This window comes from Streptomyces sp. SID13726, assembly GCF_010548375.1.
Taxonomy (GTDB): Bacteria; Actinomycetota; Actinomycetes; order Streptomycetales; family Streptomycetaceae; genus Streptomyces.
Genome location: NZ_JAAGLY010000005.1, coordinates 294079 through 318740, shown reverse-complemented (window position 1 = coordinate 318740; position 24662 = coordinate 294079). Strand labels below are relative to the sequence as shown.

Below are 24662 nucleotides of genomic sequence, written 5' to 3'. Positions count from 1 at the left end.
GGGTTCCTTGCGCTACGTACGCTAGTTGGCCGGGGGCGGTCTTAGAAAGGCAGCCCGGGGATACCGCCGCCGCCGAGACCCTGCGCGAGCGGACCGAGCTTCTGCTGCTGGAGCGCCTGCGCGTTCTCGTTCGCCGCCTGTACGGCCGCCACGACCAGGTCCGCGAGGGTCTCGGTGTCCTCGGGGTCCACCGCCTTCGGGTCGATCGTCAGCGCGCGCAGCTCGCCGGAGCCGGTGACGGTGGCCTTCACGAGGCCGCCGCCGGCCTGGCCGTCGACCTCGGTCCTGGCGAGTTCCTCCTGGGCGTTCGCCAGGTCCTGCTGCATCTTCTGGGCCTGCTGGAGCAGCTGCTGCATATTGGGCTGGCCACCACCGGGGATCACGATCAGCTCCTGTGTCGGTACGGCTGTGCGGGCGAGGTTCTTCCGCCCTGGCACGAGCCTACGTGGTCGGGACGGGCGTCGCCCCAGCACTCTTTCGAGTGAGTCGACGTGGAGTCCTATACCTGATCAAGGCCCTCTTCCGAGCGGAAAAGCGACCAAAGCACCCCCTTCGCCACCCATTGGGCGGTAGGAAGGGTCCGGCACATCAGCATCAGGCGTCACGCAGGGTGACCGATCAGTAGGGAGCGCCGGGTGGGTCAGCCGGAGATGCAGCCCGAGGGCCCGCCGCAGGACGGGCGGGCCGATCTGGCCGGGCGGACGTTTCCGCTCGGCGACTGGGCCGAGCCCGCCGTACGGCTGAACGAGCTGTACCGGTGGGTGGAGCACGGGGCGCTGGAGACGGCGTCCTGGTATCTCGCCGACCGGGTGTGGAAGCGCCGCGGCGCACGGGCCCTGCGGGGCGGGGCCGCGGTCGGGGCGGTGGCCGGGGCGACGCTGCCGCTGCTGGGCGTGACGGGGGTGGCCGGGGCCGGGATCGCGCCCTGGGGTTACCTCGCCCTGCTGCTCGCGGTGGCCTGCGTGGCCGTCGACCGGTACTTCGGGGTGACGTCCGGGTGGATAAGGGACGTGGCGACGGCACAGGCGGTGCAACGGCGGCTTCAGGTACTCCAGTTCGACTGGGCGTCGGAGGGCGTCCGTGAGGTGCTGGGCCCCACGGAGGGCACGGCCGCGGAGGCCACCGAGCGGTGTCTCGGGGTGCTGCGCCGGTTCTCCGAGGACGTGACGGAGCTGGTCCGGGTGGAGACGGCCGACTGGATCGTGGAGTTCCGCAACGGCTCGGCGCCGATGGGGATCCAGGGCGCGGTGACGTCGGGCGGCCGTCAGGATTCCGGTGGCGCGCAGGGCCGCTTCCCCCTGCCGCCGGGACCGCCGGCCCGCCCGAACATGCCCAGGCAACGGCCGCCCGAGCCCCGCTGAGCCACGGCCGGCCGTGTTTCTCCACCCGGGGTTCCACCCATGGGTCCAGGCGTCGCGGGCCTCGCGACAGCAGGCTTGGGGGCATGACAACGACCGAGTGGATCACCGACATCGCCCTCCTCCTCGTCGTCTTCCGGCAGCTGCGGGAAGACCGGCTGGACCTCAAGACCTTCCTGATCCCGCTGGGGATCGTGGCCTTCGTGGCCCACACCTACCTGGACTCCGTTCCCACCGGGGGCAACGACCTGATACTGATCGGAGCGCTCGTGGCCGTGGGCGCCGCGCTCGGCATCGCCGGCGGCGTCTACACCCGGGTCCGGGCGGTGGGCGAGCACGTCCTGATCAAGGCGGGCGCGGTCTCCGCGATCCTGTGGGTGCTCGGCATGGGCGCCCGGATGGGCTTCCAGCTGTGGACCGAGCACGGCGGCGGTGCCGACGACGTCGCCCGGTTCAGCATCGCCCACCACATCACCAGCGACCAGGCATGGGTGGCGGCCTTCGTCCTGATGGCGCTCACCGAGGTCGTCACCCGGCTGGCCACGATCCTCGTCCGCGGCCGGATGCTGACCGCCGGTGAGCCCGCCCCCGCCTCGACCCCTGTCGCGGTCCGGCCGTGAGCTATGGTCTGGCCGTGCCTCCCGCCGAGACCGCCTCCTCCCCCGGACAGGTCCCGCCCCCGTCGGCCGCACCCCGGCCGATCCCGGGCCGGGACCCCCGGGCGCAGTGGGCCCTGACCGCGGCGGTCATCGTCAGCGGGGCCCTGACGATCCGGCCGATGGGCGTCAGCGGGCAGGGGCTGGTGGTCGCGGTCCTGTTCGTACTGAACTGCGCGGCGCTGCTGGCCCGCGGCCTGCCCCCGGAGAAGGTCCCGCCCCGGGTCGCCGTCGTCTGGCTGTCGCTGGGCGTCCTCGCGGCGGCCGCGCTGATCGGCGCCGCCCACGGTGGCACGGCCTACCTCTTCGCCTTCTTCCTCTCGGGCCACATCGGATACCGGCTGCCGGCCGGACAGGCCGTCGTCCTGGCTCTGGCGTGCAGCCTGCTCTGCGGCGGCGTCCTGTACTTCGAGATCGGACCCGGTCACCAGCTGCTGCCCTGGGCCGTCGGTCTCACCACCGGCGCACCGGTCCTGATCGGGATCCTCAACCGCGCCCAGCACCAGGCCGTGGACGCCGCGCTGTCGGCGGCCGAGAGCGCGGAGCGCGCCGCCCGGGCCGAGGCGCAGGCCGCCGTACTGACCGAACGCGGCCGGATCGCCCGGGACGTGCACGACGTCCTGGCGCACTCGCTGGCCGGGATCAACATGCAGCTGGAACTGGCCGACGCGCTGCTCGACACCGGCGACCTGGAGAAGGTCAGGGCGGCCAACGACAAGGCCCACAGCCTCGTCAAGGAGAGCCTGAAGCAGGCCCAGTGGACCGTCCACGCGCTCCGTGAGGACTCGCTGCCCTTGGTGGAGACCCTCACCGCGATGCTCGACTCGTCCGGCCACCGCGACACCCTGACCGTCCACGGCACCCCCGTGGAGACACCGGCCCAGGTGACCCAGAACCTGCTGCGGATCGCCCAGGAGTCCCTGACCAACGCCGCGCGGCACGCCCCGGGCGGTGAGGTGCGGGTGGAGCTGGCCTTCGAGGCCTCTTCTACGGCGCTGACGGTCCGGAACCGGCCCGCCACCCGTACGGTGACCGCGGGGGTCGGCAGCGGAATGGGACTGATCGGCATGCGCGAACGCGTCGCCCTGCTGGGCGGCACCCTCACCACGGGACCGGTCACCGAGGGACCGGACCAAGGCGGCTGGCGAGTGAAGGCAGTGATCCCGCGATGAGTGAACCCACCGAGAACTCCCGGCCGTTGCGCGTGATCGTCGCCGACGACCAGGCCACCATCCGCGAACCGCTCGCCGCGGTGCTGGGCATGACCGAGGACATCGACGTCGTCGCGGCGGCGGCGGACGGCAACGCCGTGCTGGCCGCGGTCGCCGCCGGTCCGGTGGACGTGGTGCTGATGGACCTGCGGATGCCCGTGCTCGACGGGATCGAGACCACCCGCAGGCTGAGCGGCGAACACCCCGAGGTGGCCGTCGTGGTGCTCACCACGTTCGCCGACGACGACTCGATCCTGGCCGCCCTCGGCGCGGGCGCCCGCGGCTATCTGACGAAGAACGCCGGACGCCAGGACATCGTCCGCGCGATCCGCGCCGCCGCGGCGGGCCAGTCCGTCCTCGACCGCGAGGTCCAGGACCGGCTGCTGGCCACCGTCCGCGCGAAGCCGACGGCACCCGGACAGCAGCTGCCCGCGCATCTCACGCCCCGCGAACGCGAAGTGCTCGCCCTGATCGGCCAGGGCCTGCCCAACCGCGCGATCGCCGAGAAGCTCTTCGTGAGCGAGGCGACCGTCAAGACGCACATCAACAACCTCTTCGCCAAGGCCGACATCCGGGACCGGGCCGACGCCGTACGCCGCGCCATCGCGGCCGGCCTGACCTGACCTGACCTAGGCCTGCGGAGCCGGAAAGGCGACCGGGCTTCTCAGCCCGGCCCGGTTCACCGCCCGCACCCCGAAGAACACGTTGTCCTTGGACAGGTCCACCTCGAAGTCGGTCACCTCGCCCGCGTCGATCACATGGGTCCACTCCGGCGCCGTCGTCTCCCGCCATACGACCTCGTAGCCGGCCAGGTCGGGTTCCGTGCCCCGCGTCCACGTCAGGCGGGTGGAGTTGGTGAGGGCGGAGGTGACGATCCGCACGGTGCGCGGGGTGCCGGGGGCCTGGGCGAGGGTCCAGAGGGCGGCGGCGTTCACGCGGGCCACCCTCGCCGTGAAGGGGAAGTCGCAGAACTCCGGGAGGTCGCCGTACTGCTTGCCGGTGCCGTCCACGCGGACGTCCTGGTGCTGGTGGGCGAAGTCCTCGGCGGGCTCGGTGAAGCGGGCGGCCGGGTAGGCGCGTTCGAGGAAGGGGATGTGGTCGCCGCCCCGGAGATAGCGGTCCCGGCGGTAGATCACCCGGACCCGCATGCCGGTGGCGTCGTTGTCCGCAACATCCCTGACGAAGCGGGCCAGTTGGCGGGTCGCCGAGTCGTTCTCGCCGCCCACCGAGCGCCGGACCGCCGCCTGTTCGGGGGTCTCCGAGGACGGCACGCCCTCCGCGAACAGCCGGATCGTGTACGGGTCCCTCGTGCCGTCGTCCGCCGTCGCGCTGCCGACGATGTCGTTGGTGAACATGCCCTGGACGTCGGTCCCGGCCGCCTTCAACTGCTGGGCCAGATAAGCCGATCCGTACAGGCCCTGCTCCTCCCCCGCCACCGCCGCGAACACGATCGTCGACGCCGGCCGGCGCCTGGCCAGCACCCGCGCCAGCTCCAGGACCACGGCCACCCCGGACGCGTCGTCGTCGGCGCCCGGCGCATCGGAGGTCGCGTCCATGACGTCGGTGACGCGGGAGTCGTAGTGCCCGGAGACGACGTACACGCGCTCGGGGGTGACCGCACCGCGCAGGGTCGCCAGGACGTTGGTGATCCTCGTGGGCGTGGGGATGCGGGCGGCCGGTTCCTGGACGTACGACTGGAGTTCGGCGGTCATCCGGCCCCCGGAGCCGGCGGCGTACCCGCGCAGTTCGGCGAGCAGCCAGTCGCGGGCCGCGCCGATCCCGCGGGCCGGGTCGTCCTGGACGGAGAGGGTGTGCCGGGTGCCGAAGGAGACCAGTTGGCGGACCGTGGCCTCGATGCGGGCCGGGTCGATCTCCCGCAGGAGGGACCGGAGTTCACGGGACGGGGGCTGGGCGGTCGCGGGCGGGCGGTTCCCGGCCGCGGCGGAGGGCGTGCCCGGCGCCCCCAGCGCGGTCGCTCCCGCCGCCGTCGCGGTCAGAACCGTTCTCCTGCTGGGACGCATGTGTCCTCCGGGGGCTGACGGGACCGGTTTCCCGTCATCGTCGTGGACACGTCAGTGTCGGGCAAGAGGCCCTGCGGTCAGTCGCAGAGCCCCGCCGACCGCCCGCACGGCAGATGCCCCTGTTCCCGGATCACGTCCTGGCTGGTGCCCTCGTCGAGGTAGGCGAGGAAACCGGCGGCGAGGGAACCGGGTTGCGGGGAGCGGTAGGTGTAGGCGTACTCGACGCCCCGGTAGGGGTAGCGGTCCAGGTTCTCCGTCGAGGCCGCCTCGCCGTCCAGCGGCACCCGTCGTACGCCCTTGTGGCCGGTGGCCAGGGTGAGTTCGCTGTAGCCGAGGGCGCCGGGCTGGGCGGCGACCTTGTCCAGCACGTCTTCCGTGGAGGCGAGTTCGCAGCGTGTGACGGGGGCGCGGGCGGCGGCGGCCACCGCCTTGTCCGACCGGGGGTCGCAGTCCAGGGAGGTCGTCGGGGTCATCTCCCAGGCGCCCGCCAGCACCCGCTCCTGGAAGATCTGCCGGGTCCCCGAGTACGCGTCCCGGCTGACCAGCACGACGGGCAGGTCGGGCAGGCGCGGAAGGCCCGCGGGGCGGCCGGAGTTCAGGTCGCTCCAGCGCCTGACCTCGCCCCGGTACAGGCGCTCCACCTCGGCCCGGGTCAGACCGCGGGTGCCGAGGTCGATGCCGTCGTTGACGACGAGGGTGAAGACGGAGAGGGCGACCTTCTCGCCGTGCAGGCCCAGCCGGTCGCCCATCGGGCCGTCCGAGAAGGCGATCACCGACCGCGCGTCCTTCGCCGAGCGGGCGCCGGTGCCGGCGAGCCCGGACACCCCGGCCTCGCTGCCGCGCGCCTCGACGGTGATGTCGGCGCCCTCGCAGTCCTTCTCGTACTGCTTCGCGAGGGTCTCGACGACCGGGGCGAAGGCGGTGGAGCCGGTCACCGTCAGCCGGCCCGTCTCACAGCCGAGCGGGGGCGGGGTGTCGTCGCGGGCGACCACGATCGTGGCGAGGACGAGCACCGAGAGGGTGAGCAGCCCGGTGAAGATCCGGGCCGCCGGGCTGAAGACGGGCGGGATCTCGTCCGGGGTGGCACTGCGGTTGGGGTGCACCTCGCCGTCCCGGATGCCGCCGATCATCCGGATCGGGCGGCCCACGTCCCCGCCGGACAGCAGCACGAGCAGCTTGTAGTGCTCGCCGCGGTTGAGCGGGACGCGGGGTATGCGCAGCCGGTTGGCCTCGTAGCCGAAGCCGCGCTCCGGGGTGAAGTGGTCCATCAGGTGGTCGGTGTCGATCGGCTGGGTGACCGAGACCCCGCGGACCGTGCGGTCGCTGAACACCGCGGTCAGGCCGTGCCGTTCGGGGCCCGTGTAGTCGTCGCGGTCGATGCCCTGCGAGCCGTCGTTCTCGATGCGCAGCAGCACGAGGGTGGCGTCCGACATGTCGGGTGCCTCGTCGAAGAGCCCGAGCCGGACGTTGGCCCGGCCCAGCCGGACGTCGTCGCCGATCGGGTTGTCCATCTGCACGCGGTACCCGATGCGCTTCCGGCGCGGCACCCGGCGCTCGTACCAGACCATGACCCCGGACGCGACGATGCCGAGGACGGCGGTGCCGACCGCCACGAAGTTCTCCGCGCTCAACCACTCCACTGTGGGTGCCCCCGCAACTCCCGCAGTTCGCTCGTACGACCACCGTACGGCTGTGCGAGCGAGCCGGACGGGTCGGTGGGACGAAGTTCGCCGGGCGTTCAACCGGCATACGCGGGAGTGGAGTTCAGGGCGTGACGGACACAGGGGGCGCGGTCGGTGCCACGCCGGTTCCGTCGTCGTCGAGAGCGGCATGCACCGCGCCGCCGGCGCCGAGCGCCACCACCAGGGCGACCACGACGAGCGCCGCCGTGCCGACCCGGCTGCGCCCGCCCGCCGCCGGGTCCGGCTCGGAGGGGTAGGGCGTCAGATACGTACCGGGCGAGGGGCGCTCCCGGGGGTGGCCGTACACCTGGCCGTACACCGGCCCGTACGCAGGGCCGTACGCCTGGCCGTGGGCCTCCCCGTACGCCTGGCCGTGAACCTCCCCGTACCCGGTCTCGGCGGACGCGTGTTCCTCCGGCTCCTCCATCGCCGGCCCTCCCCCGAGACCACGAAGCCACGCGTACACGCCCGCGCGACCGCGCACGTGTACGCCGGAACACCAGTGTCGCCGCCCGCCCGCCGCCCGTCGAGGCCCGGCGCCCTGGACAACCTGTCGTGGAAAGCCCGCGTCCACAGACAGGACGCCCATACCGCTTCCGCATCGCGGACATTTACGCTCGCTCGCATGACCCCTCAGCCAGACCCCGAGGTCGGCGCCGCCGTGAAGGCCGCGGACCGTGCTCATGTGTTCCACTCCTGGTCCGCGCAGGAGCTCATCGACCCGCTCGCCGTCGCCGGTGCGGAGGGGTCGTACTTCTGGGACTACGACGGGAACCGCTATCTCGACTTCACCAGCGGGCTCGTCTACACCAACATCGGCTACCAGCATCCGAAGGTCGTCGCCGCGATCCAGGAGCAGGCGGCGAGGATGACCACCTTCGCGCCCGCCTTCGCCATCGAGGCCCGGTCGGAGGCGGCCCGGCTGATCGCCGAGCGGACGCCCGGGGACCTGGACAAGATCTTCTTCACCAACGGCGGCGCCGACGCCGTCGAGCACGCCGTGCGGATGGCCCGGCTGCACACCGGACGCCCCAAGGTGCTCTCCGCCTACCGCTCGTACCACGGCGGCACCCAGCAGGCCGTGAACATCACCGGCGACCCCCGGCGCTGGGCCTCCGACAGCGCCTCCGCCGGGGTCGTGCACTTCTGGGCGCCCTTCCTGTACCGGTCCCGCTTCTACGCCGAGACCGAGGAGCAGGAGACCGCGCGGGCGCTGGAGCACCTGGAGACGACGATCGCCTTCGAGGGCCCGGCCACCGTCGCCGCGATCATCCTGGAGACCATCCCCGGGACCGCCGGGATCATGGTCCCGCCGCCCGGCTATCTCGCCGGGGTCCGGGAGATCTGCGACAAGTACGGGATCGTCTTCGTCCTGGACGAGGTCATGGCCGGGTTCGGGCGGACCGGTGAGTGGTTCGCCGCCGACCTGTCCGGCGTCACGCCCGACCTCATGACCTTCGCCAAGGGCGTCAACAGCGGATACGTGCCGCTCGGCGGGGTCGCCATCTCGCAGGAGATCGCCGCGACCTTCGGCAAGCGGCCGTACCCGGGCGGGCTCACCTACTCCGGACACCCGCTGGCCTGCGCCGCCGCGGTCGCCACCCTCGGCGTGATGGCCGAGGAAGGTGTCGTCGACAACGCCAAGCGCCTCGGTACGACCGTCCTGGCGCCCGCGCTCCAGGAGCTGGCCGCCCGCCACCCCAGCGTCGGCGAAGTGCGGGGCGTCGGCATGTTCTGGGCGCTCGAACTCGTCAGGAACAAGGAGACCCGCGAGCCGCTGGTGCCGTACAACGCGGCCGGTGAGGCGAACGCGCCGATGGCCGCCTTCGGGGCCGCGGCGAAGAAGCAGGGCATCTGGCCGTTCGTCAACATGAACCGCACCCACGTCGTGCCGCCCTGCAATGTCTCGGAGGCCGAGCTGAAGGAAGGGCTGGCCGCGCTGGACGTTGCGCTCTCCGTGGCGGACGAGTACACGGAGTAAGCCCTTGCCGCTTTCGAACGCGTAAGGTGGCGTGCTCGTAGACATATGTACGAGCACGCCATGTCCACGCGCGAGGGAGGCACCCCGACCATGCCCGGCAGCAGCGGCAACGGTGCCGTCACCCGCAGCACGCTGCGGCAGCAGATCGCGGACGCGCTGCGCGACGAGGTGCTGGCCGGGCGGCTCCAGCCGGGGCAGGAGTTCACCGTGAAGGAGATCGCCGAGCAGTACGGCGTCTCCGCGACCCCGGTCCGCGAAGCCCTCGTCGACCTGTCCGCGCAGGGCCTCCTGGAGGCCGACCAGCACCGCGGCTTCCATGTGCACGAGTACTCGCTGGCCGACTTCCGGGGCATGATCGAGGCTCGCAGCCTGGTCACGGACGGCATGTTCCAGTCACTGGAGGCGGGCCACCGCATCCTCCAGGAGCTCGACGAGCCCCGTACCGCCGCGGCCGTGGCCGGGGTACGGCGGCGCGGTGAGGAGGCCCAGCGGGCCGCCGCCGCGGGCGACCTGACCGTACTGATCGGCTACGACCTGCGCTTCTGGCGCGAGCTGAGCGTCCTGTTCGGCAACCCCTACCTCGCCGACTTCCTGCACCGGCTGCGGGTGCAGACCTGGGTGTGCACGGTCCAGCATCTGCGCCGCGCCACCGGTGATCTGCGCGGCAGCCTGTGGTCCGGCCACACCGAGATCGCCGACGCCCTGTACGAGCGCGACACCAAGACCGCCCGCGAGCTGCTCACCGCCTACAACGGCCACTATCTGACCCTCATCGAGAGCCTCGCCTCCGACTGAGCGCCCCCGGCACGGGTAAAGGACCAGCACGAGCCGTACGAGGGGCCCCGACCCGGCACCTCAGCGGCTACCCTCCTGACCACCGTGTGATGATGTCCGAGCACCGCGAGTATCCGAGGAGCTGTCTTTTGGCCTGTGACCTGTGGCTGGTGCCGCTCGTCGACGTGTTGTGCCACACCCCGGACAACCCGTTCGCCGACGAACTCGCGCAATACAACAAGGTACTGGCCGAGGCCGGGCTGCCACCGGTACCGGTGTACCAGTACATGCCGGGCCTGTCCGGCGAGGTCGCCCCGGTCGCCGGGTTCGACTACGACGCCCTGCACTTCCTGCGCCGCGCCTATCTGCTCCAGGTCTGCGGACTCCCGGTCACCCCGGTCGACGAACTGGGCGGTGACTACGAGCAGTTGCTGGAGATGTTCGAGACCACGGCCCAGCAGTCCCACCTGGTCTGGCACTACGACCACGCGGGCGCGTACGTCCCGGTCGACTTCCCGCACCCCCTCGCCAACGACGAACTCCTCGCGGGCGGCGGCCCGTTGGGCTCCTCGCAGGCGCTGCTGCGCGAACTGGAGTTCGTGGCGCCGGTGATCGGCATCGATCCGGCCAATCCCCCGGCGCCCCCGGAACCGCCGCGCGCTCCCACGGAGCTGGAGGAGCCGGCCGTCCCCGCGCCGTACGACCCCAGCCCCTTCGCCCGCGAACGCCATGTCTGGCTGGGCCTGCACGCGGCGGCGACCCGGAGCCTCGCCCAGGGGTCGATGATCATCTTCAGCTGAGGTCAGCGCCCTAGCTGGGAGAGACCCCTCTGGACGTCGTCGTAGTTCATCACCGGGGTGTAGCTGATCTTCGCGTTGAGGTTCATGAAGAACGGCTCGCTGAGCACCGGCATCTGTGAGCTGTCCTGCATGTCGAAGAACAGGTAGGCGGTGCGCTCACCGTTCTCGGCGGTGAAGTAGGCCGCTTCGGGCTTGATCTGTTCCAGCGACGCCTCGATCAGCTTCGGCAGGGTGCCGTTGCCGATGGCCTCGTTCGCCTTCTCCGTGTCCATGGCCACTTTGAGCAGTACGCGCATCGCACTCACCTTCTCGGGATCGACAGCCGATGCACGCTCTCAGAATATGCCGATGTACGACATTCCTCCCCTGCTCAACGCGGCGCGCAGCCCCCGCGCGCACGCTGGACGCAGCCACGGAGGGAGACGGCGATGATCCTGGTGACCGGAGCGACCGGACATGTGGGGAGTGAGCTGGTACGACGGCTCGCGGCGGCCGGGGAACCGGTGCGTGCGATGACCCGGCGCCCCGCAGAGGCACGGCTGCCGGCGGGCGTGGAGGCGGTGTACGGCGACGCGGCGGACCCGGCGAGCCTGACGGCGGCCTTCGCGGGCGCGGACGGGGCCTTCCTGATGTCGGCGCAGGCGGTGGGCGCGGCACCTGGGCCGACGCACGACCTGGCGCTCGCCGAGGCCGCGGCCCGGGCCGGGGTCCGCCGGGTGGTGAAGCTGTCGGTACTGGACGGCGGCACCGGCGGCGACCCGATCGCCCGCTGGCACCGGACCGCCGAGGCGGCGGTGACCGACCCGGCCCACGGCTTCGACTGGACCCTGCTGCGCCCGGGCCGCTTCATGTCCAACGCCCTTCAGTGGACGGGCCAGTTGGCGGCCGGCGACGAGGTGGCGATCCCCTTCGCGGACCGCCCGGCGGCGAGCGTCGACCCGGCGGACCTGGCGGAGATCGCGGCGCTGGCCCTGACCACGGGTGAACACGCGGGCGCCACCCACGAGTTGAGCGGCCCGCAGTCCCTCACGCCGGTGCAGGAGCTGACGGTCCTCGGCGAGATCCTGGGCCGCGAGCTGCACGCCAGGACCGTCCCCGACGACGCGGCCCGCGCCGGTATGGCCCGGTACGGCTTCCCGCCCGAGGTGGTCGACGCCATCATGCTCCGCACCCTGGACGACGACCGCGGGGCGCGGGTGCTGCCGACGGCGGAGAAGGTGCTCGGGCACCCGGCGCGGACCTTCGCGCAGTGGGCGCGGGCGCACGCGGGGGCGTTCACGGGCCCTGGCGTCGGCCGACTGAACGGGTGAATGCTCGCATACCCTCCTAAACCCCCGGGCATGCAGCGCGCATGCGCCCCGCCTTGATCACGTCCGCCGTACGCCCGCGTGTCCGTACGGCCCCGGCGCTCGCCGTCCTCGCCGCGCTCGTCCTCCTCGGGGCGGGCTCCGCGTGCACCGCCCAGCGGACCGCGCCCGCCCCCGACGACGTCATCAAGGCGGCCACCCGCAAGCTCACCGACGACTGTCTGACCCGGCAGGGCATCACCGAGAGCTCCGGCCAACAGCGGGTGTCCGACGCCCTGTTCGGCGCCGGCCGGCCGGAGCTGTCGCTGAGGCTGCCCACCGGGTACGTCGTACGCGCCCACACCGACGGCTGTCTCGCGGCGGCGCAACAGCGGCTCTACGGCGACCAGGACCGCTGGTTCCGCACCTCCGTCGTCGTGAACAACCTCGCACCCGAGGCCGCCGAGGCCCACCGCCCGCTCTCCGAGGTCCGTGCGGCGCACCGCGCGGAGATCGCGGAGTACCGGCGGCTGCGCGCCCGTGCCCTCACCACAGCGACCGCCCTGCTGGAGGGCGGCGGCACCACCCCGAAGGGAAACACCACACCGTGAAGCGCTTCATCGCCGTCCTCACCGCCGGACTGCTCGCCACCGGAGCCGTCCTCGCCACCTCGGCCTCGGCCCAGGCGGCACCCTGCGGCCGCGGGAACTTCTGCGCGTGGACGGACGCCAACTACCAGGGCCTGAAGATCGAGTGGAGCGGCGACGACGGCTGGTGGGAGGGCAACATCGCCGACCAGGACTCGTCCTGGGCCAACCACGGCATCTCCGGCCCCGGCATCAAGGACCACGTCAAGGTGTACGCCTCCGCGCACCAGAACGGCGGCATGACCATCTGCCTCGCCCCCGGCCAGGAGGTCGGCTACAACGGCGCCGCCAACGACCGCGGGGACTCCCACACCTGGGCCTCCGGCTGCTGAACCGGCACCGCTGAGACCCCGTCCGGCCCCGGCGCCCGCCTCGCGGAGGGTGCCGGGGCCGGACCGCATCCTGGCCGGGGGCCGGACCGCGTCCTAGAAGACGGGGGTTCCGCCCTGCGTCAGCTTCCAGTTGGTGACCGCGAAGTCCTTCGGGTCCAGGGCGCCCTTGGAGGTCACGTAGTCGATCATCAGCTGGCGGATCTCGTTGGTGGAGCTGTAGGCGATGTCGGCGGCCGCGATGTGCGGGTAGCCGGAGCCGCCGTTGGCCCGGTAGTTGTTGACGGCGACGACGAAGACCTGGTCGTCGGCGACCGAAGTCCCGTTGTAGGAAAGGTTCTTGATCCGCGAGCCCTCGGCCGCGGCGATGTCGATCTCGTAGTCGACGCCCGCGGCGGTGTCGTACATGTAGTCCCAGAAGCTGTTGGCGTTGGTCAGCGTCGAGGTGTCCACGGCCGTGCCCGCCGGCACCTGGTGGTAGTACTTCGCCGCGTACTCCAGGTAGTCCTTGAGCTGGGCGCCGGTGAGCTTCTTGCCGTACAGGGTGTTGTCGTAGATGTAGAGCCCGGCGATGTCCTTGATGGTGACGCTGCCGGCCGGGATGTCGGCGGTGCGGGAGAAGGGCGCGGCGACGGAGAGGAGAGGCAGCGCCGCGTCGGCGGTGGAGAGCCCCGCCTTCACGGTGTCCATCTGCACCTGGTGGATGAAGTCCATGATCGGGACGTCCTTCCAGCAGGAGTCCACGGCGGAGAGGTCCTGGGTGCACGTGCCCACGGCCGTGTTGACGTACTTCACGACCAGCTCGTGGTCGGCTTCCAGGAGCTTCTTGATCTCCGGGTCCTCGTCCACGGTGTTGGGGTTGAGGGTCTGCGCGGTCTTCCTGGTGACCTTCCACTGCCCGCGCACGAGTTCCAGCTCGAAGTCGAAGACGCTGAGCCGGTAGCCCCAGCAGTACGGCTCAGAGAGGAGCACGTCCTCGCCGGTCTCGTCGTTCTTCACGGTGTACGACGGCACCTCGACGTGGGTGTGCCCGACCAGGATCGCGTCGATGCCGGGGACCTGCTGGGCGACGAGGTTGGAGGCGTTCTCGACGTACGGGAGCTCGTCGCCGTACGACGAACTGCCGTCCAGGCCCGAGTGATCGGTGAGGAAGACGACGTCACAGCCGAGGGCGCGCAGCCGGGGCACGTACTTCTTCGCCTGCTCGACGAGGCCCGGGAAGACCATCTTGCCGCCGACGTTGTCCTTGTCCCACAGGGCGATACCGGGGTTGGTGAGGCCGAGGATGCCGACCTTGATGTCGGGGGCGCCCGGTACGCAGATCCGCTTCACGGTGTACGGCTGGAAGGCGGGCTTCAGCGTCTTGGCGTCCAGCGCGTTGGCGCCGAGCAGCGGGAAGCGGCACTGGCTCTCGAACTTCCTGAGCACCTCGATGCCGTAGTTGAACTCGTGGTTGCCGAGGGCGGCGGCGTCGTAGCGCATGTGGTTCATCGCGACGGCCATCGGGTGCTTCGGGGCGCCCTTGCCGGTGATGGGCTGCACGCGGGCGAAGTAGTAGGCCAGCGAGGTCCCTTGAATGATGTCCCCGGCGTCGACGAGCAGCACGTGCTCCTCGCCCTTCGCCTTCCGCTGCTGCTTGACGAGCGTGGCGACCCGCGCGACCCCGACGGAGTTCCCCGCCTTGTCGCTGTAGGCGGCGTCCAGGTAGTAGTCCCAGTCGAAGACGTGGCTGTGCAGGTCGGTGGTGCCGAGGATGGAGAAGGTCCAGGTGCGGTTCTTCTTCACCGGCCTGCGCTCCGCGGCCTCGGCAGCGGGCGTGGCCGCCGTCCCCGCGACGGCCACGGCGGCACCGGTGACGGCCGACTTCTTCACGAAATCCCGGCGGTTGAGGGGACTGACGGGCATGCGGGACTCCTTGAGGCCGTCATGGCGCGACGCGCGTAGACACGAGGGGTGGGTGTACGGGGCTACTCGCGTAGAGCGTGACGTCTGCCCGGCCGACCGGGAAACCAGGAATTGGCCATGTCCGGTTCAAGGATGAGTCAGCTCGGCCGATGCGGGGAGCGGGTGGACCACCTTGGTCGTACAGGCGTACGGCAGGCAGATCTATGATCACTCCGCCTCAGCGCCGCTGCGACCACACCCGCCTCCGAGACAGGCCGAAGACGATGACGAGCGCCACCCGCAAGGCCCCCTGGACCGTCGCCCGCTCCGCGCAGGCGGCGGTGGTGGTGGCTACCGTGGCGGACGTGCTCCGCGCAGCGGCCGTCCGCGACGACTACCTGCACCGCACGGAGGCATCCCTGCACAGCTCGGGTGTCATCTCCATGGTCTTCGTCTATCTGATGACTCTCGCGATCGTGCTCTTCCTCGTGTGGCTCGTCCGGTCCCGGCGCATCGCCCTGGAGCTGTCCCCCGAAGCGTCGCTCCCGAGCCGGGGCTGGACGATCGGCGCTTGGTTCGTACCGGTGGTCAACCTCTGGGTCCCGCGCCGGTTCGTCCTCGACATCGGGCGCGCGAGCTCCGCGTCTTGGGAGCAGAAGCGAGACACGGCACTGGTGAACCTGTGGTGGGCCGCCTGGGCCGCGCACGTGGTGGTCCGCCTGGTGGGCGGCCAGGTGGCCCAGGGGTCGATGACCCTCCTCGTCACGGGATCGGCACTCACGATCGCGGCGGCCGTCCTCCTGGCGCTGGTCATCGAGCGCATCACGAGGCTTCAGAGCACCGCACTCAAGACCACCGCTCCGGTCACCCCTCTCGCCCGGGCCTGAGGCGGATTCCCCGGTCCGCTCCCTGACGGCGAAGCGGCTTGCTCCGCGCGACCTCCCCGCGCGGAGCCACCCCGAACAGGGCGGCTCCGCAGGAGGAGGTCGGGCCTCTGCCGGTCTGCGTCACAGGAACGAGTTGATCTCGATCGTCTCGTCGCGGCCCGGGCCGACGCCGATCGCGGAGATCGGGGCGCCGGACATCTCCTCCAGCGCCTTGACGTAGTCCTGCGCGTTCTTCGGGAGGTCGGCGAAGGTCTTGGCCTTCGTGATGTCCTCGCTCCAGCCGGGGAGGTTCTCGTAGATCGGCTTCGCGTGGTGGAAGTCGGTCTGGGAGTAGGGGAGTTCCTCGACGCGCTTGCCGTCGATCTCGTAGGCCACGCAGACCGGGATCTGTTCCCAGCCGGTGAGGACGTCGAGCTTGGTGAGGAAGAAGTCGGTCAGGCCGTTGACGCGGGTCGCGTAGCGGGCGATGACCGCGTCGAACCAGCCGCAGCGGCGGTCGCGGCCGGTGGTGACGCCCCGCTCGCCGCCGATGCGGCGCAGCGCCTCGCCGTCCTCGTCGAAGAGTTCGGTCGGGAAGGGGCCGGAGCCCACCCGGGTCGTGTAGGCCTTGAGGATGCCGATGACCCGGCTGATCTTCGTCGGGCCCACGCCGGCGCCGGTGCAGGCGCCGCCCGCGGTCGGGTTGGAGGAGGTGACGAAGGGGTACGTGCCGTGGTCGATGTCCAGGAGCGTGCCCTGGCCGCCCTCGAACAGGACGACCTTGTCCTGCTCCAGGGCCTGGTTGAGGACCAGGACCGTGTCGGCGACGTACGGCTTCAGCTTGTCGGCGTAGCCCAGCAGTTCCTCGACGACCTGCTCCACCTCGATGGCGCGGCGGTTGAAGACCTTGGTCAGGAGCTGGTTCTTGCCGTCGAGGGCCGCCTCGACCTTCTGGGTCAGGATCGACTCGTCGTAGAGGTCCTGGATGCGGATGCCCACGCGGTTGATCTTGTCGGCGTAGGTCGGGCCGATGCCGCGTCCCGTGGTGCCGATCTTGCGCTTTCCGAGGAAGCGTTCCGTCACCTTGTCCACGGTGACGTTGTACGGCGTGATGACGTGGGCGTTACCGCTGATCAGGAGCTTGGAGGTGTCGACACCGCGGTCGTTCAGTCCGTTCAGCTCGGAGAACAGGACCGATGGATCGATGACGACACCGTTCCCGATGACCGGGGTGCACCCCGGCGACAGGATTCCGGAAGGGAGCAGGTGGAGGGCGTACTTCTGGTCGCCCACGACTACCGTGTGGCCGGCGTTGTTGCCGCCCTGGTAGCGCACCACATAGTCAACGGATCCGCCTAGCAGGTCCGTCGCCTTTCCCTTGCCTTCGTCACCCCACTGAGCACCGAGCAGCACAAGTGCGGGCACGCGCGTACACCCCTTCCGGGCGGGGCATGTCCAAGGTCAGGGGCGTACGCGTACGGTTCCTCCGTCGCGTGCACCACGGCCGTCGTCGGCCGCTGCCCGTCGGACCCGGATGCCCCGGAATAGACGAAGCCCCTGGCGCAATAGCGCAAGGGGCTCTTGCACAAAGATGCTACCCGAGGAAGCGAGGCATGGCCGAGGTGGCGACTTCCGCGACTTCCGATCAGCTGCTGGTAGTGATCGACCCGGTCGCCCGGCAGACGGACGGCGAGTCCGTACGGATCGTGAAAGACGTGCTCAGCGCGGGTGCGACGACGAAGGTGTGCCTTCCGGAGGGACCCGAGGAGTTCGCCCGGGCGCTGGCCCGGCGGGGCTCGCGCCGCCCGGTGGTCGTCGGTGACGACCGCGCGCTGATGCGGGCGGTGGTGCTGCTGCACCGGCAGCGGGAGCTGGCCGAATGTGTGCTGTCGGTGGTGCCGGTGGGCCCCGCGCTGGGCATCGCCCACGCGCTCGGGGTGCCCGCCGGGGCGGTGGCCGCCGCGCGGGCCGTCCTGGACGGGGCCGAGCGGCGGCTCGACATGCTGGTGGACGACAGCGACGGGGTGGTCCTCGGGGCGCTGCGGATCCCCGCGCTCGCGCCCCGCGAGGAGCCGGGCCGCGTACTGGGCGGGGACCCGGTGGCGGCGGGGCGGCCCTGGCTGCGGACCTGTCAGTCCCTGGTACGGACCCTGGTGCCGGCCCGGCCGGCCCGGGAGGCGCCTCCCGTGGCCCCCGGGCCCTCGCGGCTGCGGGTGGAGGTCGACGGGGTCACGCTGGTCGACCTGGACCAGCCCGTGGAGGCGGTGTCGGTGTCCCCGGGCGTCCGCGGGGTGGCCGAGGTCGAGGTGCGGCCGGTGTCGGTGGGCGCGGAGGCCTCCCCCCTGCTGGCCTCGGGCCGCACGGTGACCGTGACCGGAGCGGACTTCCGGTACCGGGCGGACGCGGGGGTGGCGGGACCGGTGCGCAGACGGACCTGGACCGTGCGGGAGGGGGCGCTGGGCCTCGTACTCCCGTCCCGCCGCTAAAGGTCTGGTTGACAAACATTTAACGCCCCGAGACCCTTGCTCGACTCATTCGCGCTGGAGAGTTCCGGTCCAGCACGGTGTGCACGGGCGACGGGAGAGGGGCCGGCCGATGGCAGTGGACGAGGGAGTCGCCCCGGCGGCGAAGGACGCGCAGCCGGGTCGGGACAGCACGGTCCACCGGCTCAAACCCAATGCCGTGGGGATGCTCGGGGTCGTCTTCATGGCCGTGGCGACGGCCGCGCCGATCACCGCGATGACGGGCAACGTGCCCTTCATGGTCTCCGCGGGCAACGGCACCGGCGCCCCCGCGAGCTATCTCGTCGCAATGGTCGTCCTGGCAATCTTTGCCGTCGGATTCACGTCGATGGCGAAGCACATCACCTCGACCGGCGCGTTCTACGGCTTCATCTCCTACGGCCTCGGCCGCACCGCCGGACTCGCGTCGGGGCTGCTGGCCACCTTCGCCTACGTCGTCTTCGAACCGGCGCTCATCGGCATCTTCTCGACCTTCGCGACGGAGACCCTGAAGGACCAGACCGGGGTGCACGTCCCGTGGTGGGCGTTCGCTGTCCTGATGCTGGCGGTCAACGCGACGGGCACCTGGTTCGGTGTCTCGGTCGCCGAGAAGCTGCTGGTCGTCCTGCTCGCGACCGAGGTGACGATCCTGGCGGCGATGGCGGTCTCGGTCGCCCTGCACGGCGGCGGGCCGGACGGCTTCAGCCTGGGCCCCGTCAACCCGGTCCACGCCTTCCAGGGCACCAGCGCGGGGCTCGGCCTCTTCTTCGCGTTCTGGTCGTGGGTCGGCTTCGAGTCGACGGCGATGTACGGCGAGGAGTCCCGCGACCCGAAGCGGATCATCCCCAAGGCGACGATGGTCTCGGTCCTGGGCGTCGGCGTCTTCTACGTGTTCGTCTCCTGGATGGCCATCTCCGGCACCGGCGAGTCCCGGGCCGTCGAGGTCGCCACCGCGAACCCGCTCGCGCTGTTCTTCGGGCCCACCGAGCAGTACGTCGGCCACTGGGCGGTCGTGGTCATGCAGTGGCTGATGATCACCGGGTCGCTGGCCTGCGGGATGGCCTTCCACAACTGCGCCGCCCGCTACATGTACGCGCTGGGCCGCGAGGGAGTCCTGCCGGTACTGAAGAACACGGTCGGCCGCACCCACACCCGGCACGGCTCACCGCACATCGCGGGCCTGGTGCAGACGGTCGTGACGGCCGTACTCCTGCTGGCGTTCGCGGTGGCGGGCAAGGACCCGTACACCGGCACCTACGTCCTGCTCGCGATCCTCGGCACCATGGCGATCCTGGTCGTGCAGGCGGTGTGCTCCTTCGCGGTGCTGGCGTACTTCCGCACCCACCACCCCGAGAGCCGCCACTGGTTCCGGACCTTCACGGCCCCGCTGATCGGCGGCGTCGCGATGCTCGCCGTGGTCGTCCTGCTGGTCTCCAACATGGGCGCGGCGGCCGGCACCGAGTCCGGCTCGCTGGTCCTGAAGGCGACACCGTGGCTGGTGGCGGCGGTCGCGGCGCTGGGCATCGGGTATGCGCAGTACCTGAAGCGGCGCGCGCCGGAGCGGTATCTGCTGCTGGGGCGGACGGTACTGGAGGAGACGAAGGAGCGCTGACCGCTCCACAGGGCTAGTCCCAGAGCCGGTCCAGCCGCAGTCGTACGGCGTGCAGGCCCTCGGGTCCTCCGGTCAGGAGCAGTCCTCCGGGGGTGAGGGCGAGGGTCCGGGTGGGGTGGGGCAGCGGGAGGGGGCGCAGCCGGCCGGTCAGGACGTGCCAGAGGTGGAGGGCGCCGTCGCTCCAGGCGACGGCGAGGACCGGGCCCTCGGGGGTGGCGGCCGCGGCGAGCGCGAGGGGCATCGGCTCGCGCTGCTCGACCGGCGCCGGCATGGGTTCGTCCGAGGTCTCCCACAGCCGCACCGACCCGTCCGCGCCCGCGCTGAAGACGAGGGTGAGCCCTTCGTCCGCGAGTTCCAGCGCGGCGACCGCCGTGACCGGACCCTCGTGCACCGGCCGGGAGCGCGGGGCGTCCTGGTACTCGGCCGGGGGCCAGAGGTGCAGGCCGCCGGAGCGGTCGCCGACCACGGTGTACGGGCTTCCCGCACCGCCCGCGACCGCGGTGACCCGGGCCTTCGCGTCGGTCAGCGCGGCCGAGCCGTGGTGCTCGGCGATGTGCGCGAGCACGAACGCGGCCGTCGGATCGTCCTCGGGCGCGTGGGACAGCAGCGCCTCGGTCCGCCCGTCGAGCAGCAGCACCGAGCGGCCGTCGCGCGGGGCGAGCCCGTCGGGCCGCACGGACGAGGTGCCGGATGCGGGGTGTACGGCCGTCAGGGCGCCCGTGTCCAGGTCGTACCCCGCGAGCCGGCCCGTGACGTCGGCCGCGAGGAGTCCGGGTTCCGCGCCCGGCACCAGCGCCAGCGCGGTCACCGGGACGTCGGGTCGCGCCCACACGGCGGACCACGGGTGCCGTTCGGCGAGCGGGCGCAGGTACTCCGCCAGGGGCGCGTCCGTGCCCACGGCGGCGGCGTGCAGCAGGGCGGCGCGCTCGGTGCCGTCGCCGTACAGGCCGGTCAGCCCGGGCGCGGCCCGCCGCCACACCTGGCGCAACTGCCCTGGTACGACCAGGCGTTCGTCGGCGAGGACGGCGGTGAGCGCGGTCGCCGAACCGTGCACCAGGAACCCGGGGTCGCTCAACAGGCCGCGTACGGCGGCCCCTTCGTCACCGGCGCGCAGTGCGGCCGCGAGGATGTCCCGCAGCGCAGGGGCGGGCGCCCCGTCCCAGTCGGGGCGCCCCTCGGCGGTGTGCGGGACCGTCGCGAGGAGGTCAGCGAAGGACGGGGGCCCGCCGGACTCCGTGCCGTCGCGGTCCCCGCCCAGGTCGATGACCTCGGCGCCGTCCACGGGCAGCAGCTCGGTGTCGCCGACCTCCACGATCGCGCGGACGTGGCCCAACTCCAGCAGCGGCACGAGCAGTTCGGCGACCAGCGTGGCCGGGTCCGCGGACGGCAGGTCCACGGGGCCCGCCCCGGACCGGTGCAGATCTGGCACGAGGAACAGCACCGGACGCTCGTCCAGGGCCACCCGCTCGATCAGCCGGGCGGGGTCGAGCGGGCCGTAGCCGAGCAGGCGCCCCGCCTCCCACGCGAAGGACTCGGCGGTCAGTCCCTCGGCCAGCACGAGGGCGTGCACGACGGTCCGCGGATGGCCCGCCGAACCGGCCATGAACCAGGCGAGCAGCCGGCTCTTCCCGCTGCCCGCGGTACCCCGCACCAGACACAGCCGGGGTCCGCCGGTGCCGGCCGCCCAGTCGAGCAACCGCCTTCCGTGGGCGCGCTCCCGCTCCTGGAGCGGCGGCCAGGCGGCGATGTCCGGCGTGACGGTAGCGGCGGTCATGGTGAACTGCTCCCTCTTCGCGTTTCCGGGTCCGCTACGGCTGCCGCTCGGCGGCCTCGATCAGTTGCCGGATGCCCTCGGCGCGGGACTCGGCGGTCTCGCCGTAGGGGAAGTTGTGGGTCAGGCGCGCGTCGGGGAAGGTCTGCCCGAGCCACAGCGAGCAGTAGTGGCCCGGCAGGAAGCAGGCCTGGAGCTCGGTGTGGATGCGCAGCACCTGCTCCGGCTCCACGCCCGCGGCCCGCAGCCGGGACCAGAGCCGCTCCTCGGGGTGCACCCCGATCTCGCCGGCCTGCGTGATGATCTGCTTCTCGCCCTGTCCGTCGACGATCTCGAAGGCGGTGAACCACTCGGCGCTCGCGGTGTCACGGATGTCGTCCAGGACGAGCGGCCACCAGTTCTCGCGCCCCTCGAAGGCCGGCGGGTCGAGGGTGCGCAACCGCTGCTCCAGCTGGGCGTGTTCGGCGGCGGCCTCGTCCGGGACCCCGGTGCCGAGGATCTCGGTCAGCGCCCGGTCGAGCAGGACGAGCGACTCGGCGAACGCCTCGGGGGTGGAGTTGACGAACCTGAACTCCTCGGCCCAGTCGAGGAGTACGGCCCGTACGACGCCCTCGTGGTCGGCGCAGATCTCGAAGCCGTGGTCCGAGCCGAGGCGGGCCCAGTCCCGGCAGGACTCGTCCACGACCTCCCGGCCCGCGGCCTCGGCGAACTCCTGGAGCCGTACGGCGTCGTCCGGCGCGGTGACGAAGTAGGGCCCGGCCTGCACGGGGACCGCGATGTCCGAGAGCCGCCGGAGGCTCGCGGGGGTGTCGTCGCCGGTGCTCTGCTCGGCGAAGCGGCGGACGCCGTTCTCGGGGACGGTCATGGACGGTTCCGCCTCATCGCGCTTCGGGGGATTCGACGTACTCCAGGATGTCGTGCCAGCGCGACCCCTCGACCGCCAGGGCCGCCGGGTCGATCTCCCGCATCCGCTCGGTCAGCCGGCGGGCCGCGCCCTCCGGGTCGATGACCTCCAGCTCCGACTCGAAGTCGTAGTGCGGGCGTTCCTTCTCCAGCAGGTAGAGGAAGGACGCGAAGGAGTCGAGGTCCTGGTTGAGCGGGTAGACGTCGGACTCGTCCCCGGGCAGGCACCGGACGGTCCCGGTGACGCCGTCCAGGGCGATGTCGTCGTAGGGGACCATGCCGAGCAGGAGCCAGTTCTCGGCGCCCTCGGGCAGGTCGGTCCACCGCTCGCGCAGGTCGTCGTAGCACTCGCCGAGAGTCCTGGCCTCCGCCTCGCTGCCGTCCACGAGGTCGAACCAGGGGTTCGGGCGGGCCGGGATGCCGACCTCGCGCAGGAAACGCGCGCTGGGCTCGTGCCGTACGGTCGCCACCACGGCCTCGGGAAACCTGATGAGTTCGTCCGGGCCGAACTCGGCCTGAAGGGTCTCCCGGTCGATCGGGGGTGTCATTCCGTGACCTGCCTGCCTTGCGCCTGAGGGGGGTTGCCGATGCTAACACCGGCGAATGTATGTCTTATTTGTTGCGGTTCGCCTTGAGGCGGTCGAGGTAGTCCATCATGTCCGCGTTGCCCGCGGCCCTGGAGTCCTTCGTACTGCCGTAGTCGACGCTGTGCGTGACGTCGACGTGCGAGAGCCGTTCCTTCATCCACGCGCTGCAGTTGGGCGGGCTGGTGCAGGGGGCCCGCTCCGTGTACAGCTCCTTCATCCGGTCGCCCACGTCGTCGCGGACCACCGGGAAGCCCAGCATGCGCTCGGAGTGCCGGAAGCCGGAGCTGCGGGAGACGACGATGAAGCCCTTGCCCTCGCCCTTGTGGTCGAAGCGCGCGGAGGCGTAGTTGTTGCTCTCGAACTTGTCGCCGTTCTCGGTCTTCTTGTGGTTGCCGTAGCTGCCGTCCGAGTGCCGGGCCAGCTGGACGGCGCGGGAGAGCTCGGTGCTGCCGAGGTCCACCTGCTCGGAGTCGCTGAGCGGGCGCGGGCGCTGCTTGCCCTGGAGCTTGAGCTTGGTCTCGCCCGCCTGCGGCCGGCCCACGCTGTCGCCGTCGACGAAGCCCAGGCCGATGCGGTCGCGGTCCTTGTCGGTGAGAGGACTGTGGCCGCCGTCCGACCCCAGGCGCTTGAGCGTGCCGTCGTCGCCCATCAGGTAGATGGGGGTGTCCTTGCCGGTGCCCTTCTTCTGGAGCTGGGCCAGGGAGAGCGCGGTGTCGTCGTCGTTGTCCTTGTGGTTCTTGGCCATCTTCCGCACGCCGCCGACCATGCTGTCGCCGAGGTGCTCGGCGGTGCGCTTGACGCCCCGGCCCACGCCCTCCACGACCTCGTCGACCATGGGGTCGAGGGCCGCGGTGAGCGGGTCCTTGCCGCGGGCGCGGCCGTGCGAGGACTTGGCCCGGTCGAGCTTGGAGCCCGCGCCGTCGCGGATCTTGTCACCCGCTCCCTTGAGGCCGCTCTCGACGCGGTCGTAGGAGTCGAGGTCCATGCTGAACTGCCCGCCGCCACCGCCGGATCCGGAGCCGCCCGAGCTCGAACCGCCGTCGGCACCGGCCAGTTGCATCGACCCGCCGGCGCCGCCCGCGCTGGCCAGCTGCATACCGCCGGACTTGAGGGTGTCCACGCCGTCGTTCAGACCGTCCTTGCCCGCCTTCGCGGTCTGGTCGAGGTCGACGCCGTTCTGCATCCCCAGGGCGTTGCTGCCCAGTTGGACGACGAGGTCGCCCGCCATCGCACCGAGGGCCTGGAAGACCGGGCCCATCGCGACCTCCATGATCCGCGAGGCGATCTCCTCGCAGACCTCCTCGAAGATCTTCTTCACCGCGATCCGGGTGACCTGGGTGCCCGCGACACCGCCGAGCGTCGACAGGCCGAAGGTCAGCGGGGCGGCGGCGATCGCGGCGGCTATCTCGGCGGCGAGGATGCCCAGTTGGGCGATGGCGGCGATCTTCGCGCCCTCGATCAGCACGGCGACCGCGTCCAGCGCGACAGCGGCCACCCGGCCCGCCTCGGCGAGATTGGCCAGATGCTTGCCCTTGACGATGTCCCAGTGCGCTTCGAGCGCCTGGATCGCGAGGCCTTCGTTCGCCCCGATCAGATCGGTGACCGCCTGATGCGCGTCGGCGGCACCGTCGTCGATGTCGTCGGCGAACTCCCGCATGGCCTGGGCCATGTCGCGGTAGTCGTCCTCGTCGACGTTGGGCCAGCTGATGCCTATCAGGTCCAGGGCCGCATCCAGCTCACTGGGCAGCACGACGCCCACAACTACCCCCGATCGAAAGCCAGTCGGGGGAACG

At 71.5% G+C, this 24662-nt stretch carries 24 protein-coding genes; 13 read left to right on the top strand and 11 right to left on the bottom strand.

The genetic code is table 11. The features are described from left to right. Positions 1-41: 41 nt before the first annotated feature. The gene (locus G3I78_RS15760) at positions 42-383 is read right to left on the bottom strand and encodes a YbaB/EbfC family nucleoid-associated protein (protein WP_164425305.1); all 342 of its coding nucleotides are present in this window, start codon (positions 381-383) and stop codon (positions 42-44) included. 252 nt (positions 384-635) lie between these two features. Between G3I78_RS15760 and G3I78_RS15755 the strand changes: the two genes are divergently transcribed. From G3I78_RS15755 to G3I78_RS15740, 4 genes are all read left to right on the top strand, one after another. Next, positions 636-1361, top strand: coding sequence for an SLATT domain-containing protein (locus G3I78_RS15755; protein WP_164424765.1), 726 nt, complete (start codon positions 636-638; stop codon positions 1359-1361). Between the two features lie 83 nt (positions 1362-1444). After that, positions 1445-1978: a hypothetical protein gene (locus G3I78_RS15750; protein ID WP_164424763.1), complete on the top strand. Its 534-nt coding sequence runs from the start codon at positions 1445-1447 to the stop codon at positions 1976-1978. A 158-nt stretch (positions 1979-2136) separates the two neighbouring features. Then, complete coding sequence (locus G3I78_RS15745) at positions 2137-3186, top strand: histidine kinase (protein WP_164425303.1); 1050 nt, start codon at positions 2137-2139, stop codon at positions 3184-3186. Further along, positions 3183-3848, top strand: a complete 666-nt coding sequence (locus tag G3I78_RS15740; protein WP_164424761.1) for a response regulator transcription factor — start codon at positions 3183-3185, stop codon at positions 3846-3848. Before G3I78_RS15745 ends, G3I78_RS15740 begins: the two co-directional genes overlap by 4 nt. A 6-nt stretch (positions 3849-3854) precedes the next feature. Here G3I78_RS15740 and G3I78_RS15735 read toward each other — a convergent pair whose 3' ends face one another. The 3 genes from G3I78_RS15735 to G3I78_RS15725 form a co-directional block, all read right to left on the bottom strand. Further along, positions 3855-5246 carry a M20/M25/M40 family metallo-hydrolase gene (locus G3I78_RS15735; protein ID WP_164424759.1) on the bottom strand — a complete coding sequence of 464 codons (1392 nt, stop codon included), beginning with the start codon at positions 5244-5246 and terminating at the stop codon, positions 3855-3857. Positions 5247-5323: 77 nt separating this feature from the next. After that, entirely contained in the window at positions 5324-6886 is a 1563-nt protein-coding gene (locus G3I78_RS15730) for a substrate-binding domain-containing protein (protein WP_164424757.1), read from the bottom strand. 124 nt (positions 6887-7010) lie between these two features. Continuing rightward, the gene (locus G3I78_RS15725) at positions 7011-7355 is read right to left on the bottom strand and encodes a hypothetical protein (protein ID WP_239157834.1); all 345 of its coding nucleotides are present in this window, start codon (positions 7353-7355) and stop codon (positions 7011-7013) included. A gap of 198 nt (positions 7356-7553) precedes the next feature. Here G3I78_RS15725 and G3I78_RS15720 point away from each other — a divergent pair, with 198 nt between their 5' ends. The 3 genes from G3I78_RS15720 to G3I78_RS15710 all read left to right on the top strand — a co-directional run bounded on the left by G3I78_RS15720 (position 7554) and on the right by G3I78_RS15710 (position 10483). Then, positions 7554-8909: an aspartate aminotransferase family protein gene (locus G3I78_RS15720; protein WP_164424755.1), complete on the top strand. Its 1356-nt coding sequence runs from the start codon at positions 7554-7556 to the stop codon at positions 8907-8909. Between the two features lie 90 nt (positions 8910-8999). Further along, a complete protein-coding gene (locus G3I78_RS15715; protein ID WP_164425299.1) occupies positions 9000-9704 on the top strand; it encodes a GntR family transcriptional regulator in 705 nt (234 codons plus the stop codon). A 128-nt stretch (positions 9705-9832) separates the two neighbouring features. Beyond that, complete coding sequence (locus G3I78_RS15710; protein ID WP_164425297.1) at positions 9833-10483, top strand: hypothetical protein; 651 nt, start codon at positions 9833-9835, stop codon at positions 10481-10483. Between the two features lie 2 nt (positions 10484-10485). On the opposite strand, the gene G3I78_RS15705 is transcribed toward G3I78_RS15710, so the two are convergent. Continuing rightward, entirely contained in the window at positions 10486-10779 is a 294-nt protein-coding gene (locus G3I78_RS15705; RefSeq protein WP_164424754.1) for a hypothetical protein, read from the bottom strand. Between the two features lie 132 nt (positions 10780-10911). Between G3I78_RS15705 and G3I78_RS15700 the strand changes: the two genes are divergently transcribed. Genes G3I78_RS15700 through G3I78_RS15690 form a run of 3 tightly spaced genes read left to right on the top strand, consistent with a single transcriptional unit; the run spans position 10912 to position 12748 of the window. Then, a complete protein-coding gene (locus G3I78_RS15700) occupies positions 10912-11793 on the top strand; it encodes an NAD(P)H-binding protein (protein ID WP_164424752.1) in 882 nt (293 codons plus the stop codon). A gap of 41 nt (positions 11794-11834) precedes the next feature. Continuing rightward, entirely contained in the window at positions 11835-12380 is a 546-nt protein-coding gene (locus G3I78_RS15695) for a hypothetical protein (protein ID WP_164424750.1), read from the top strand. Then, on the top strand, positions 12377-12748 hold the full coding sequence (locus tag G3I78_RS15690) for a peptidase inhibitor family I36 protein (RefSeq protein ID WP_164424748.1): 372 nt from the start codon (positions 12377-12379) through the stop codon (positions 12746-12748). The genes G3I78_RS15695 and G3I78_RS15690 overlap by 4 nt, the downstream gene beginning before the upstream one ends. 93 nt (positions 12749-12841) lie before the next feature. On the opposite strand, the gene G3I78_RS15685 is transcribed toward G3I78_RS15690, so the two are convergent. Further along, a complete protein-coding gene (locus tag G3I78_RS15685) occupies positions 12842-14650 on the bottom strand; it encodes a 5'-nucleotidase C-terminal domain-containing protein (RefSeq protein WP_164424746.1) in 1809 nt (602 codons plus the stop codon). 263 nt (positions 14651-14913) lie between these two features. Here G3I78_RS15685 and G3I78_RS15680 point away from each other — a divergent pair, with 263 nt between their 5' ends. Then, positions 14914-15516 (top strand): DUF4328 domain-containing protein, encoded by a 603-nt coding sequence (locus G3I78_RS15680; RefSeq protein ID WP_164424744.1) that lies wholly within the window; start codon positions 14914-14916, stop codon positions 15514-15516. A gap of 120 nt (positions 15517-15636) precedes the next feature. Here G3I78_RS15680 and G3I78_RS15675 read toward each other — a convergent pair whose 3' ends face one another. Further along, entirely contained in the window at positions 15637-16920 is a 1284-nt protein-coding gene (locus G3I78_RS15675; protein ID WP_164424742.1) for an adenylosuccinate synthase, read from the bottom strand. A gap of 188 nt (positions 16921-17108) precedes the next feature. On the opposite strand from G3I78_RS15675, the gene G3I78_RS15670 reads away from it, so the two are divergent. Together G3I78_RS15670 and G3I78_RS15665 are read left to right on the top strand one after the other, a co-directional pair. Then, a complete protein-coding gene (locus G3I78_RS15670) occupies positions 17109-17981 on the top strand; it encodes a diacylglycerol kinase (protein ID WP_164424740.1) in 873 nt (290 codons plus the stop codon). Positions 17982-18090: 109 nt separating this feature from the next. Then, entirely contained in the window at positions 18091-19608 is a 1518-nt protein-coding gene (locus G3I78_RS15665) for an APC family permease (protein ID WP_164424738.1), read from the top strand. A 13-nt stretch (positions 19609-19621) separates the two neighbouring features. Here G3I78_RS15665 and G3I78_RS15660 read toward each other — a convergent pair whose 3' ends face one another. From G3I78_RS15660 to G3I78_RS15645, 4 genes are all read right to left on the bottom strand, one after another. After that, a complete protein-coding gene (locus tag G3I78_RS15660; RefSeq protein WP_164424736.1) occupies positions 19622-21382 on the bottom strand; it encodes an AAA family ATPase in 1761 nt (586 codons plus the stop codon). A gap of 34 nt (positions 21383-21416) precedes the next feature. Further along, entirely contained in the window at positions 21417-22244 is an 828-nt protein-coding gene (locus G3I78_RS15655; RefSeq protein WP_164424734.1) for a nucleic acid/nucleotide deaminase domain-containing protein, read from the bottom strand. A gap of 13 nt (positions 22245-22257) precedes the next feature. Next, positions 22258-22830: an SUKH-4 family immunity protein gene (locus tag G3I78_RS15650; RefSeq protein WP_164424732.1), complete on the bottom strand. Its 573-nt coding sequence runs from the start codon at positions 22828-22830 to the stop codon at positions 22258-22260. 64 nt (positions 22831-22894) lie between these two features. Further along, positions 22895-24619, bottom strand: a complete 1725-nt coding sequence (locus G3I78_RS15645) for a nucleic acid/nucleotide deaminase domain-containing protein (protein ID WP_164424730.1) — start codon at positions 24617-24619, stop codon at positions 22895-22897. Positions 24620-24662: the final 43 nt, after the last annotated feature.